10 protein-coding genes are annotated in these 14,698 nt (G+C 45.8%); 8 read left to right on the top strand and 2 right to left on the bottom strand.

Going from position 1 to position 14,698, the window contains the following annotated elements; all coding sequences use genetic code 11:
* Positions 1–16: 16 nt before the first annotated feature.
* From KJS94_RS07870 to KJS94_RS07855, 4 genes are all read left to right on the top strand, one after another.
* A complete protein-coding gene (locus KJS94_RS07870) occupies positions 17–1,768 on the top strand; it encodes a RagB/SusD family nutrient uptake outer membrane protein (protein WP_214447763.1) in 1,752 nt (583 codons plus the stop codon).
* Positions 1,769–1,893: 125 nt separating this feature from the next.
* Positions 1,894–5,469, top strand: coding sequence for a VCBS repeat-containing protein (locus KJS94_RS07865; protein WP_214447764.1), 3,576 nt, complete (start codon positions 1,894–1,896; stop codon positions 5,467–5,469).
* Positions 5,466–6,803, top strand: coding sequence for a vanadium-dependent haloperoxidase (locus tag KJS94_RS07860; protein ID WP_214447765.1), 1,338 nt, complete (start codon positions 5,466–5,468; stop codon positions 6,801–6,803). The genes KJS94_RS07865 and KJS94_RS07860 overlap by 4 nt, the downstream gene beginning before the upstream one ends.
* A 4-nt stretch (positions 6,804–6,807) precedes the next feature.
* Positions 6,808–8,316, top strand: a complete 1,509-nt coding sequence (locus tag KJS94_RS07855) for an FG-GAP repeat domain-containing protein (RefSeq protein WP_214447766.1) — start codon at positions 6,808–6,810, stop codon at positions 8,314–8,316.
* Here KJS94_RS07855 and KJS94_RS07850 read toward each other — a convergent pair.
* Entirely contained in the window at positions 8,313–9,083 is a 771-nt protein-coding gene (locus KJS94_RS07850; RefSeq protein WP_214447767.1) for a murein L,D-transpeptidase catalytic domain family protein, read from the bottom strand. The two genes, KJS94_RS07855 and KJS94_RS07850, sit on opposite strands and share 4 nt — an antisense overlap.
* A 260-nt stretch (positions 9,084–9,343) precedes the next feature.
* On the opposite strand from KJS94_RS07850, the gene KJS94_RS07845 reads away from it, so the two are divergent.
* The 4 genes from KJS94_RS07845 to KJS94_RS07830 all read left to right on the top strand — a co-directional run bounded on the left by KJS94_RS07845 (position 9,344) and on the right by KJS94_RS07830 (position 14,383).
* Positions 9,344–10,708, top strand: coding sequence for an MATE family efflux transporter (locus KJS94_RS07845; RefSeq protein WP_214447768.1), 1,365 nt, complete (start codon positions 9,344–9,346; stop codon positions 10,706–10,708).
* Positions 10,709–10,900: 192 nt separating this feature from the next.
* Positions 10,901–12,316, top strand: a complete 1,416-nt coding sequence (locus tag KJS94_RS07840; protein WP_214447769.1) for a Gfo/Idh/MocA family protein — start codon at positions 10,901–10,903, stop codon at positions 12,314–12,316.
* Between the two features lie 5 nt (positions 12,317–12,321).
* The gene (mgrA, locus tag KJS94_RS07835; RefSeq protein ID WP_214447770.1) at positions 12,322–13,317 is read left to right on the top strand and encodes an L-glyceraldehyde 3-phosphate reductase; all 996 of its coding nucleotides are present in this window, start codon (positions 12,322–12,324) and stop codon (positions 13,315–13,317) included.
* A gap of 190 nt (positions 13,318–13,507) precedes the next feature.
* Positions 13,508–14,383 carry a hypothetical protein gene (locus tag KJS94_RS07830; RefSeq protein WP_214447771.1) on the top strand — a complete coding sequence of 292 codons (876 nt, stop codon included), beginning with the start codon at positions 13,508–13,510 and terminating at the stop codon, positions 14,381–14,383.
* On the opposite strand, the gene KJS94_RS07825 is transcribed toward KJS94_RS07830, so the two are convergent.
* A complete protein-coding gene (locus KJS94_RS07825) occupies positions 14,370–14,636 on the bottom strand; it encodes a hypothetical protein (RefSeq protein WP_214447772.1) in 267 nt (88 codons plus the stop codon). The genes KJS94_RS07830 and KJS94_RS07825 overlap by 14 nt on opposite strands.
* Positions 14,637–14,698: the final 62 nt, after the last annotated feature.

The following is a 14,698-nucleotide window of genomic DNA, read 5'->3' as shown; positions in this document are numbered from 1 at the left end:
ACAAAAAACTCGTAAAATGGTAAGAAAGAATATAATCTCAGTTTCACTGGTAGCGCTTTCCTGTATTGCGGTAGTAGTGGCCTGTAACAAGGATTTCCTTGAGCAGGATACCACCGGTCTGCTTACAGAACAGCAAGCTCAAAGTAAAAAGGGTGCGGACCAGTTCCTGATTGGTTCCTATGCAGCCCTCAAAGGAATCGGTTGGGAAGGCGGTGGCTCCAACTGGGTATATGGAAGCATTGTTGGCGGTGAAGCCAATAAGGGTTCCGATGCCGGTGACCAGGCCGATATCGTTCCCATTCAACAGTATGTTGGCCTTCCGGTTAATAACTACTTTAACGTTAAATGGCGTGCACTGTATGAGGGTATTGCCCGTACCAATGCCACCATTCGTATCACTAACAACCTGTCTGCTTCTGATATCTCTGATGCTGATAAGAAGCAGATCCTCGCAGAAGCCCGCTTCCTCCGTGGATTCTACCATTTTGAAGCCATCAAGATGTGGAAGAATGTACCTTTCATTGATGAAACGGTAAACGTTTCCAATGCCAGGACAGTTTCCAATGAGGATCTTGCCGGTACATGGACCAAGACCCTGGATGACCTTAAGTTTGCTTACGAAAACCTGGTGGCAAAGCCTAGTGCCAGGGGACGTATCAACAACTGGGGTGCCAAGGCTATGTATGCCAAGGCCCTGATGTTCAGGAATGGTACTGGCGATATTGCTGCTGCAAGAGGCTTGTTAACTGATGTAATCGATAATGGTACTAACTCTGAAGGAACCAAGTACAACCTGGCTCCAGGCTTCCATGATCTCTTCAATGCTGACAGGGAAAATGCAGCGGAAGTTCGTGCTGAGTCTGTTTTCGCTTATGAAGCATCAGTGAATGATGGTGCCGGTGGAAACAACGCCAACTACGACCAGGTGTTGAACTTCCCCTACAATGGTGGACCTGGTGGATGTTGCGGATTCTTCCAGCCTTCATTTGAATTTGTGAACTCCTTCCGTACCAAGGATGGTCTTCCATTGCTGGATGGTTCTTACAATACAGGTGCTAACCAGATCAAGAATGACCAGGGTATCGAATCAACCGTTGACTTCACTCCCGATGCTGGTCCTGTAGACCCACGCCTGGATTGGACAGTTGGCCGTCGTGGTGTTCCTTATCTTGACTGGGGTCCACACCCAGGCAAGGCCTGGATCCGTGATCAGGGTAATGGTGGTCCTTATGCTCCCAAGAAGAATGCTTATTACAGGAGCCAGGCTGGTAAGCTGACCGATGGTACCAACTGGGCCAGTGGTCTTACTGCAATCAACTACAAGATCATGCGTTTTGCCGATGTATTGTTGTTGGCTGCAGAATGTGAAATGAATGGCGGAAGCCCTGCTAAAGCCCTTGAATATGTAAACAGGGTGAGGACCAGGGCTGCTGTTCAGGTGGTTCCCGGTGCAGGTGTTACATATGATGTAAAACCCTATCCTGCTGGTTCATTTGCTGATGCAACATTCGCAACCAATGCCATCCGCATGGAGCGCAAACTGGAACTGGGTATGGAAGGCCATCGTTTCTTCGACCTGGTGCGTTGGGGAGTAGCTGATGTAGAACTGAATAAGTTCCTCACTTATGAGAAAGCTAAATTGCCAGCCGCTTATGGTACTGCTTCTTTCACCAAAGGGAAGAATGAAGTGTTCCCGATTCCTCAGCCACAGATTGACCTGCATACAAGTGGAGGCCAGTCATACCTGAAGCAGAATCCTAACTATTAATTTGAAGCATTCATATAGCAGGTAAGTAAACCTGAAAAAAAGTAAATGGGCAGATTGATTCTGCCCATTTCTTTTTAAGTTTATTCCCTGGAAAATTGTCTGGATTTTTTCTTTAACACCTCTTCATGAAACCATTCTATTCGCTTGCCTTATTGATCATTCTATTGCAAGGTTGCTCTGGTGACGGGTCAAATGTATTTCGCCTCCTTGATGCGGAGGATACCGGGATAGGGTTTGCCAATACCATCGGTGAAAATGATTCTATCAATATTATTGACCTGGAGTATGTATACAATGGCGGAGGGGTTGCCATAGCAGATTTCAACAATGATAGCCTTCCTGATATTTATTTTACCGGCAATCGTGTGCCCAATAAACTTTACCTCAACGAAGGTGACCTGCATTTTCGTGATGTAACGGATATGGCAAAGGCAGATGGGGCAGGGAAATGGTCTACAGGGGTGGTGGCGGTAGATATCAATAATGATGGCCTGATGGACCTTTATGTTGGGGCCTCTATTAAGCCCCAGGCATCTGCTAGGGCCAACATCCTTTACATCAATAAAGGAGTGGATAAAAATGGGGTTCCCGTTTTCGAGGACATGGCCCTTGCTTACAATGTAGCGGATACCGGTCATACTACCCACTCTGCATTTTTTGATTATGATAATGATGGAGATCTTGACCTGTATGTATTGACCAATAAATTGGACAAGGAAAAGTATCCTAACCAGTACAGGAAAAAGGTAACAGATGGATCTGCTGAAAGTAATGATCGTTTGTACCGCAATGATTGGGATAGTGCAAAAGGACATCCCGTATTTACTGATGTAACGAAGCAAGCAGGTATATTGATTGAAGGATATGGGCTAGGACTGAATATCACTGATATTAACAGGGACGGTTGGAAGGACATCTATGTGACCAATGATTTCCTGACCAATGATCTTTTGTGGATCAATAACAGGAACGGAACTTTCACAAATAAAGCTGAAGAATACTTTAAGCATACTTCCTATTCAGCCATGGGTAATGATGTAGCTGATATCAATAATGATGGCCTGATGGATATCATTGCGGTGGATATGCTTCCTGACTTCAATTACCGGAAGAAGATGATGATGCCGGCCAACAGTTACCAGAACTTCCTGAATAATGATGAGTTCGGGTACCAGTACCAATATGTCAGGAATACCTTGCAATTGAACCAGGGAATGGTATATGATGGTAAAGACTCAGTGCCGCATCCCATTTTCAGTGATATAGCCTTCCTTTCGGATGTTGCGCAGACCGACTGGAGTTGGACTCCTATGGTTACTGATTTTGATAATGATGGCTGGAGGGATATGGTGATCACCAATGGCTATCCCAAGGATATTACCGACCGTGATTTTATGGCATACCGCGTGGAAGCCAGCAGTATTGCTTCCAAGGAGATGATCCTGGAACAGATACCTGAAGTGAAGCTGACCAATTATGCCTTCCGGAATAAAGGCAACTGCCAGTTTGCGGATGTGACAAGTGATTGGGGACTTACTGAGCCAACCTTCTCCAGTGGTGCTGCCTATGGCGATCTTGATAATGACGGGGACCTTGACCTGGTGATCAATAATACCAATCAACCGGCAATGGTCTATGAGAACAAGGTTGCGGGAAAGAAGAATAGCAGTAATTACCTGCAGGTGCTATTCGAAGGAAAGGGAAACAATAAGCAGGGACTTGGTGCCTACCTGGAATTGTATGCAGACAGTGGTAAGGTTCAGGTCTATGAACATACCCCCTACAGGGGATATCTCTCATCCGTTGAACCCCTTGCCCATTTTGGTTTGGGCAAGGTAATGATGGTGGATTCGCTAAGAGTATACTGGCCTGACGGTAGTATACAAGTCTTAAGGAATGTGGCGGGGAATCGGCGAATTTCTGTAAGACAGGCTGAGGCCATCGGTTCCAAGTCCTCTTTGTATGGACAACAACCTTTTAAACCTTTGTTTACCGTTGAACAGCCTGCCAACCTGAAGGATTTTGTCCATCAGGAAATTGACTTTAGTGACTTTAATATTCAAAAGTTGCTGCCCCATAAACTATCGGAGTATGGTCCTGCTATGGCAGCAGGTGATCTCGACGGTAACGGGAGTGAAGACCTGGTCATTGGCGGGTCCTATGGTTATAGTGCAAAGCTAGCCTTCCAGCAGGCAGATGGTTCTTTCAGGCTGGCAGAACTGCTTCCAGGTGCAACCCCAGTGATTAAAAACTGGGAGGATATGGGCCTTGTACTTTTTGATGCAGATGGGGATAGTGATCTCGACCTGTACACAGCCAGCGGAAGCTATGAGAATGAAGCCAATTCAGCGAGTTACAGGGATAAATTTTACCTGAATGATGGAAAGGGAAATTTTTCATTGGATTCTACCGCTATCCCTGACATAAGAACGAGTAAATCCTGTGTGCGTGCAGCAGACTATGACCGGGACGGGGACCTTGATCTGTTCCTGGCCGGACGGGTTGAACCCTGGCATTATCCCAAGCCTGTAACCAGCTATATTTTGCGAAATGATACCAAGGGTGGCAAGGTAGTCTTTTCCATCCTGGGCAATAAAGAGGCCGAAGTGTTCAATGGGATAGGGATGGTTTGTGATGCAGTCTGGTCAGATTTTGATAATGATGGATGGATGGACCTGGTACTGGCTGGTGAATTCATGCCGCTTAGCTTTATCAGGAATGACAAGGGGGTATTCCGGAATGTTACCACCCAAACCGGGGTGCAGCAGGAGTTGGGTTTCTGGAATAGTATTGCTCCCGGTGATTTTGATGAAGATGGTGATATTGACTATATAGTTGGGAATATGGGTGCAAACTCCATTTACAAGGGAGATCAGCAACATCCGATTCAGGTATATGCCGGTGACTTCGACAACAATAAGAGCTATGATGCCATTCCGGCACTCTATTTCAGGGATAGGGACGGACAAAGAAAACTTTTCCCGGCCCAGGGAAGGGACGACCTCATTAAACAGATGATCAGTTTAAGGACCAGGTACCAGAATTACAAGAAATATGCTGATGAGCCTATGGAAAAGTTGATCTTACCGGAATGGCAGAAAACAGCACTGGTGGTTAAGGCCAGCAATACCCAAACAAGCTACTTTCGCAATGATGGAAAGGGTAAGTTCAACATTAGCGCTTTACCGATGCAAGCGCAGCTCTCCATGGTAAATGGTATGATTGTGGAAGACTTCGATAGTGATGGTCATCTTGATGTATTGATGAACACCAATGATTACGGTACTGAAGTGGCCATAGGAAGGTATGATGCCATGAATGGTTTGGTATTGAAAGGCAATGGTAAAGGCGGATTCGAACCATTAAGTAGTTGGGAGTCAGGAATCTTCATTCCCGGGAATGGAAAGGCGATGGTTCATATGCGCATGTCGGACGGAAGGGCTTTGGTAGTGGGATCCCAAAACCGCGGAATACTAAAGCTGTACTCTACCGGGAAATTGACTAATTGGGTTGATCTAAAGCCAACTGATGCAAGTGTGCTGATCATCACCAGTGATGGAAAGAAAACCAAAAAGGAACTGTACTATGGATATTCCTTCCTTTCCCAATCAGGAAGGGGTATAGCGTTGAACAGTAATATCAAAGAATTAATTATTAGTGACTTTAAAGGTCAAACCCGAAAGATAACCAACAACCCATGAACAGAATTCAATGGTCATTGATGAAACAATGGCAAATCGTTCTGCTGGCCATTATTTCCCTTGCCTCTTGTAAACAGCAGGGAGGAAAGGAAGCAGCCAGCCTGAATGATCCTGAGATTTTAAGGCAAAACCTGAACCAGCTAACCGACCTGATCATTTATGATGTCTTCACACCGCCGGTTGCATCAAGGATCTATAGCTATGCCACCCTGGCAAGCTATGAAGCGATCAGGCATGAGAAGGCAGGAAGCCCTTCACTTACTGCTTCATTAAAAGGCTTTGCCAATATGCCTGAACCTGAAAAGGGGAAGTCATACAACTATATGTTGGCAGCTACGAAAGCCTTCCTGACCGTATCTTATAAGCTTACTTTCTCGATCGATACACTTAAGCTATATGAAGCAGAATTGTTAAAGAAGTATGAGGATGCATTGGATAAGGAAACCTATGAGCGTTCCCTTTCATTTGGGGATACCATAGGTAAGGTTATTCTTGCCAGGGCTGCAGTGGATAATTATCCCCAGACCAGGGGGAAGCCGAGGTTTATCGGGTCACGTGAACCAGGCAAGTGGCGTCCCACCCCACCAGACTATATGGATGCAGTGGAACCTTGTTGGGGAGATATGAAGACTTTTGCGCTCGATTCAGGATCTCAATTTAAAGCGCCTCCTCATCCGGTTTTCAGTATGGATACGAGTTCAAAGTTCTATAAAGAGTCCTATGAGGTGTATACTATAGGAAAGAACTTAACTGAGGAGCAAAAGACGATCGCTAAATATTGGGATGATAACCCATTTGTGATTGAGCATGCCGGACATATGATGTTCGCCAATAAGAAGATCACACCTGGCGGACATTGGATGGGCATTGCGGCCATAGCGACCAGGTCCGTTAAGGCCGATGCAGTTAAAACTGCAAGGGTGCTGGCACTCACCGCCATTTCATTAATGGACGGATTCGTGGCCTGTTGGGAAGAGAAATATGCCCACCAATTGATCCGGCCAGTCTCTGTGATCAACGAATCCATTGAAGAAAAATGGAATCCTTTTCTGCAAACCCCTCCTTTCCCTGAATACCCGAGTGGGCATAGCGTGATTTCTGCTTCGGCAGCAGAAGTCCTTACCCATGAGATTGGCGATAATTTTGCCTTCCATGATGATAGTGATAAGGCCTACATCGGCATGGAAAGGGATTTCAAATCATTCCGGGAAGCAGCTGCTGAAGCATCCATCAGTAGGGTATATGGCGGTATTCATTTTCGCTCAGGTGTAGAGGGCGGAGCCAGGCTGGGTGAAATGGTCGGTAAAGAGGTCATCAGGAAAACAAGCAGGTAAACTAATGCTGAAGAAATACCAGAAAGCTTTTTTATTGTTGAGTGGTACAGTATTGATCCTGGCATCTTGTTGGGATGCGGGAGGGAAAAGCTATAAGGATGAACGGTCAAGGGAGGGTGCAGCGCTTTCCCAACAGTATTGTACCAGTTGCCACCTGCATCCCGAACCGGAGTGGTTGGATAAAGCGACCTGGGCAAATTTTGTACTTCCTAAAATGGGGGAATTGCTTGGACATCGTTATATGGGAATGAACAGCTATGTCCAGGTGAATACCGGTTCCCCCTTGACAGAAGAACAGTGGGGAAAGGTCGTTCATCATTATATCACAGAAGCCCCTTCACAGCCCTTACCCCGCACCGATAGTGCCGGTAAGATCAATATCGGGCTAAAGCATTTTCAGGTAAGTATACCGGGTTTTGCGACAGCCCATCCGGTAACTACCATGGTGAAGATCGATACTGCTTCCAGAAAGGTCTTTATAGGGGATGGATTAGCGCAACAACTGTATTGGCTTGACCCAGCAACCTCAAAGGTGGATTCCTTTCCTGTTGAAACCGGGATATCGCAAATGAACAGGAGGTTGGGTAACCTGGCTGTATTAACCATGGGCGTATTATTGCCATCGGATGCAAGGATGGGAAAGCTGGTAATGCTCAATGAAAAGTCCAGGGCATCCTATTTGGTGATCGATAGCTTGAAGCGTCCTGTGCATATGACCTATGCAGATTTGAATGCCGATAATTTGGAGGATATCCTGATATGTGAATTTGGAAACCAGACCGGGCAGTTGGGCTGGTATGAACAATCTGAAAAAGGAAAGTTCCAATATCGCTCTTTAAGGCAATTACCAGGGGCTATCCGAACAGCTGTGCAGGATTTCAACAAGGATGGTAAACCGGATATCATGGCTTTAATGGCGCAGGGGGATGAAGGCGTTTTTATTTATTACAACAAAGGAAATGGTGCATTCCGGGAGGAAAGGGTACTACAACTCCCTCCGGTTTATGGATCAAATTATTTTGAGTTGGCAGACATGAACAAGGATGGGTTCCTGGATATAATTGCTACCAATGGAGATAACGGCGATTATCCCCCGATCCTGAAGGCTTACCATGGAATCAGGATCTACCTCAACGATGGCCAGAATAGGTTCAGGGAGGAGGTCTTTCTACCGATGCATGGGGTTGGCAAGGCTATGGCTCTTGACTATGACCTTGACGGTGACCTTGACCTGGCCTCTATTTCATTTTTCCCGGACAGGGATAATACCCCGGAAGAAGGTTTTGTTTATTGGGAGAATAAAGGCGGATTAAAGTTTTCCCCCAACTCCTTTGCCGGAGCCGAGAGTGGTAATTGGATCACCATGGATGCCGGTGATCTTGATGGTGATGGAGACTGGGATATTGTACTGGGCAATGCTGATTTTGGTATGGGAAATGCGAGGGTGCTTCCAACCGGAACCGGTTTCGCTGTGGCCCCATCCGTCCTCATACTCCGCAATACCATTCGTTAGGAATTCTTCCTGATCAGGTTCGATCTTTCTGCATAATAGGTGGCAGGAGAATAAATGAATAAGCAGGAACCTTCCTTAATGGTATTAATGATCGGTCTTGTCAATTTAACAGGTATGGCCGGGCATCCCTGGCTTCTGCCAAGGTATCCCTGGCTCCTGATCAGTGATTCACTCACATAGTCAGCGCCGTGCATAACAATGGCGCGCTTATCAGCATTATCATTAATTCCTTTTTCCAGACCTTCCAGTTTCAGGGAATAACCATTGCTGCCATAATAGGTATGCTCAGTAAGGTAGAAGCCAGGGCTGCTTTGGTTGGAAGAAGGGCGATTGGAATAGGAAACGGCCTGTTCCTTCCCAGAATTCCTTCCATGTGCTACATAGGTGTTGAAGAGGATCTGCATCCTTTTGATGTCAATGACATAGAGCCTTTTTTGGGTGCTGGGTTGGCTGAAGTCAGCAATGGTAAGAATATGTTCATTGTTCAGGATGCCCTTATGCCTGAGCTTTTCCCAGCCTGTCAGGGCCTGCTCAAAAGCCTGCAGGCTTAATCCGATAGCATCGAGTTGAAGGGAATCATATAGGTTCCTGGTAAAATAAGCCAGGTATCCTTCATTATTCTCAGGATAGGCGTTCGCTTCAGGTGATGCAGGCAATGATGTTGAATCAGATAAAAGAGCAGCTGCCCTTGAATATTGTTGCCCGGAAAACACCAGGAATGTTCCAATCACAGCCGCAATAATCAAGACGGTCACATTACGCTTCATGGGGTGATCCATTTAGGGTTTATTTTTCTAATGCCTTTAGACGGTCTCAAACAGCAGTTGGTTGGCAGTTGACGGGTGGGTGGGGGATTATTTACCAATTGGTGACCAAATGGTCGGCCCGGGCCTGCAAAACTAAGGTATTTGGGTAGAAAGATGCCTTTTAACTTAAGCCGACTGATGGTGATTTTACAGGATCGGCATCAGGACAAGGGGGCTAAATCTTTACCTTTGCAACCTGTTTTTAGTGTAAATGATTGATTATGAGGAATGAAGCAATTAAGACAATTAAACTGGCCCTTCCCATTATCATTGGGGAGATTGCCCAGATGGCCCTACACCTGATCGATACGGCTATGGTGGGTGCCATCAATTACAAGCAACTGGCTGCATCCTCATTGGTTATGAACGCCATGGGTATACCTTTTGTATTGGGAATAGGAATGACCATTTCCGTTTCCCAAATGGTTTCAATGGCCCATGGCAGGAAGGATAAGGGGATGGTTGCCCACTATTTGTACAATGGCTTCATCTTATGCGCCGTTACCGCTATCCTGATCTCCCTTGGGTTGATTGGCCTGAGGTTTACCTTGAGGTATATGGGACAGGATCCTGAAGTGGTGGAGTTGGCAATTCCGTTCATGGGACTGATGGGTTTATCCATTATCCCAATGTTGCTATTCATGACCCTGAAGCAGTTTACGGATGGGTTAGAATTCACAAGGACCGCGATGATCCTTTCTTTGGGAGGAATGCCGCTGAATATTTTCATCAACTGGTTACTGATCTATGGAAACTGGGGTTTTCCCCGGCTTGAGTTAATGGGTGCAGGTTGGGGTACATTAATAACCCGTACCCTTATGTTCTTAGTACTTGGCCTGGTGATACTGAAGCATAAAACCTTCCGTCCTTTTATGAACGAAAGAAAGCAGCAATGGTATATCAGGAAGAAGACCATTAAGGAATTGCTCCATATTGGTATACCCAGCAGTCTGCAGATTGGAATGGAAGCTGGTGCCTTTGCCGTATCAGGTATCATTATTGGTACCCTGGGGGCAGTTTCCCAGGCGGCACACCAGATCGCGCTGAGTTGCGCCTCTTTTACTTTCATGGTTTCAATGGGCCTTGCACAGGCAGGATCCATCAGGGTAAGTAATGCCTTCGGCCGTGGGGATTGGGAAAGGATCGCGATCATTGGGAAGAGTACTTTATATACAGCGCTTATTTACGGTCTTTTCTGCGCCTTTGTATTTGCCATCTTCAGATCCCAATTGCCTTTCTTGTTCAATGATGAACCTGGCGTGGTGGATTTGGCTGCCCTTCTATTGCTTTTTGCGGCCGTCTTCCAGATATCAGACAGTACCCAGGCAATTGGTGCAGGTTTGCTGAGGGGGATAAAGGATGTGCGGGTTCCTACCATCCTGGTAACCGTGGCTTATTGGGTAATTGGAATCCCTTCAGGTTGGCTGATGGCCTTTGTATTTAAAATGGGGACAGCAGGAATGTGGTTGGGACTGATCGTTGGCCTAACCATGGCTTCACTCTTCCTAATCTGGCGGTTCCTTCATATGGCCAAGGTGAATCAACAGGCGGAAGCCTCCATGCAGGGTGAAAAGGTAATAGCCTGATGGTAGATACATAGATACCTTTATATGTACAAATGCCGCCGGAACAGGCGGCATTTTTCATTGATACTTTCTGAACATTTTTTGCCCTGGTTTTCACGAACCTGAATTTTGGGCATTCAAAGGCGGGAACCTATCCTTATCTTTAAGATCACCTATTAACAATCAGAAAAAAGGTCTTCAAATCATTAGGTTATGGCCAACTCAAAAAATTCATCTTCCCGTAGAAAGTTCCTCCAGAACCTGGGAGGGACAGCCTTGCTATTAGGAACCCATCCATTGTCAACCCTGGCAAATGGCCAGGAAAGAATCGTGGAACTGAAGCCTGAAAAAAGGATCACCCCCAATGACAGGATAAGGGTTGCTGTAATTGGGACTGGTATCATGGGGCACCAGGATTTGAATACAGCATTAAAAGTTCCAGGTGTTGAACTGGCCGGTGCTTGCGACCTGTATGCCGGTCGCCTGGAAAGAATGAAGGAGTTGTATGGAAAGGACATTTTTGTTACCAATGATTACCGGGCTATCCTGGACCGGAAAGATATAGATGCTGTTATTGTTGCCACCAGCGATAACTGGCATGCGCGGATAGCAACAGAAGCGCTGCAGAAAGGAAAGGCGGTTTATTTGGAGAAGCCCATGGTTCATAGGATAACTGAGGGTTTACCGTTGATAGCTGCGCAAAAAGCAAGTGGGAAAGTGCTACAGGTGGGAAGCCAGCGCGTGAGTAGTATTGTTTATGCCAAAGCCAAAGAGTTGTACCTGTCGGGGGATATCGGGAAGTTAAATATGATTGAGGCTTCTTTTGACAGGCAAAGTGCATTGGGTGCCTGGCAATACACCATGCCCATTGATGGGTCCCCCGAAACGGTAAGTTGGGATAGGTATATTGCCGGGACGAGAAAGATCCCATATGACAGTAAGAAATTCTTTTGGTGGAGGAACTATCGCGATTTTGGTACCGGCGTGGCAGGTGACCTTTTTGTGCACCTTCTTTCGGGGGTCCATGTGATCACAGGTTCCATGGGACCAGTAAGGATTTTTTCTTCAGGTCAGTTGTCCCATTGGAAAGATGGTCGTGATGTTCCGGATGTGATGACTGCCATCATGGAATATCCGGAAACTCCTGAACATCCTGCATTCCAGCTTTCCCTGAAAGTAAATTTCATCAGTGGGGGAGGAGATACGCATTCCATCCGTTTGATTGGCGAGGAAGGGGTGATGGAGGTGAAAGGGAATAGTTTATTGGTCAAGCATAGCCTGATGCCAAAAGCACCGGGAATGGGTGGCTGGGATGCTCTTACCACCTATCCCAAGGCCATGCAGGATGCATTATTGCAGGATTATAATAGTAAGTATTCAGCCGAGGATAGAAAAGCTCCAAGGAAAGAAGATACCCAATACAAGGCACCTGCAGGGTACAATGAACACCTCGATCATTTTACCAATTTCTTTGATGCCATCAGGACTGGCAAGCCTGTAGTAGAAGATGCCGCATTTGGTTTCAGGGCCGCGGCCCCTTGTTTGGCCTGTAATGACTCTTACTTTGAAAAGAAGATCATCCAGTGGGATCCTGTAGCCATGAAAGTAAAGGATACAAAATCAAAATAGCTATAATGACTTATTTACCTAATCCAGGACGGTATTCGACAATGGAATACCGTCGTTGCGGGAAGTCGGGCTTGAAGCTGCCGGCGGTTTCCCTGGGCTTGTGGCACAACTTCGGTGAGATCGACCCCATGTCTAATATCAAGGCGATTTTGCGCAGGGCCTTTGATGCGGGGATTACGCATTTTGACTTGGCTAATAATTATGGCAAGCCTGCCGGTTCAGCAGAGGAGAACTTCGGGAAAGTTATGAAGACCGATTTCAGGGACCATCGTGATGAACTCGTGATCTCAACCAAGGCTGGTTGGCCAATGTGGCCGGGGCCCTATGGTGATTTTGGATCAAGGAAATACCTGGTCGCCAGTTTGGACCAAAGCCTGAAAAGGATGGGGTTGGACTATGTTGATATATTTTATCACCACCGCCCTGACCCTGAAACTCCCCTTGAAGAAACAATGGCTGCTCTCGACCATATTGTCAGGCAAGGAAAGGCGTTGTATGTTGGGATCTCGAGTTATCCGCCGGAGGAAACCCGGAAAGCTGCGGCAATCCTTAAGCAGTTGGGTACCCCATGCCTGATCCATCAGCCAAAATATTCCATGTTTGACCGATGGGTGGAAAATGGATTATTGGATGCCTTAGGTGAGGAGGGCATTGGTTGTATCCCGTTTTCACCGCTTGCCCAGGGCTTGCTGACGGATAAGTATTTGAATGGCATTCCACAACAGTCAAGGGCTGCCAGGGACCTGGGTAATGGGGCCATGGAAGGCGACCAGATTACCGAGGCTAATATTGCCAGGGTACGGAAATTGAATGAGTTGGCTGTTGAGCGGGCACAGAGCCTTGCCCAAATGGCATTGGCCTGGATTTTAAAGGATCCCCGGGTTAGTTCCGTCCTGATTGGTGTCAGCAGGCCAGACCAGGTTGATGATTCCCTGAAATGCCTTGCTAATTACAGGTTTAGTGAAGAAGAGTTGAATAGGATCAATTCTATTTTAAGATAAGTGCCAGGCCTGGCAACGAAAAAGCGGGACCTCATCCCGCTTTTTTCATTGTTTCGACTTTGAGTAAGGGGATGATTGTTGTCATTGCCATTAAACAGTTAAATGGATAAGGAATCAGTTATATTCATGATTAATGTCATGTATAAGGGGAATCATGTAGGGTAATTTGCAGTTAGAAAAAAGCCAAAACATGAAACCTTACCAACAAAACTGCACAACCCCTGAAATCAAGGAGGCAACTATACGCCATTATGTTGACCAGATTCTTAACTATCCCATGCTGGCAGAGTCGGTAATATTGAGGAGGTTTTTAGAATTTGTTGTAGAAGAAACTTTAGCAGGCCGTTTGAATCAATTGAAAGAATATACCATTGCTGTGAATGTCCTGAATAAGCCTAAGGATTTTCGCACACAAAATAATGGGATAGTACGGATCCATGCAGGAAGGTTGCGTAGGGTCCTCGAGCATTATTATATGAATGGCCCGGGCATTAATGATGAAGTTAAGGTTGTTATCCCCAAAGGAACCTATGTGCCAAGATTTATTGCCGGTGACCAGGCAATTGAAGCTTACGGCAATAGTGGATCGGAATTAAGCCATGGGCAAGTTGTGCCTATGCCGTTGAATCGTCCAACCATAGCCGTTATGCCGGTTAGCTGTGCCCATACCAAAAAGGCCTTTGATGGTCTGGCGGATGGAATTGGAATCCAGTTATGCGATGCCCTTTTACATGAAGAGGGGGTCAATGTAATTGCCTATGACTTGTTGAAGACCGGTAATCATCCAAACGAAAACCTGGAAAACCTGGCAATGGCTTATAAATTCAATTATGCTGTTTTGTCAACGGTGCAGGTGGAAGGTGGTGATGTAAAGGTAAATGTGCGATTGATCAACACCCAAACCAAATTACTTCAATGGAGTAAAATGTATAAACGTAAGGTTAGGGATTTGAATATACTGGAACTTCAGGATGACCTTGTAAATACGATCCATGACCAATTACACCAGTCAATTGGGCATATGAATAGCGGAAAATTAATGAAAGGGCTGGTTAGTGCTGGTTAGACTGATTCTTATTTTTGATTAGATATGCTTCAATTTCCTTGAATAGTTCATTTTTTAAATGTTCGAACTCTTCAATTGTGATATGGAGTTCCATCATTTCCTTTTCATATTTTTCTATTGAATTTTCGCATCTGTAAAAATCATTGCAGAGCAAACGAAAATTATTTTCCTTTTCGTAGAGTTGATTGATGGCTTCCTTGTATTCAGGAAATTTTTCCTGTAATATTCCCAATTCTAGAACGACCTTTTTCATTCTTCCGGTATTTCTGGGTTTTTTATGCTGGTTTATTGCAAGGGTGGTTTGTTCATTTTATT

Origin of the sequence: Flavihumibacter rivuli (genome assembly GCF_018595685.2) — a bacterium.
GTDB lineage: Bacteria > Bacteroidota > Bacteroidia > Chitinophagales > Chitinophagaceae > Flavihumibacter > Flavihumibacter rivuli.
Note: the sequence above shows the minus strand (reverse complement) of the source record. Positions and strands in the feature narration are given on the sequence as shown.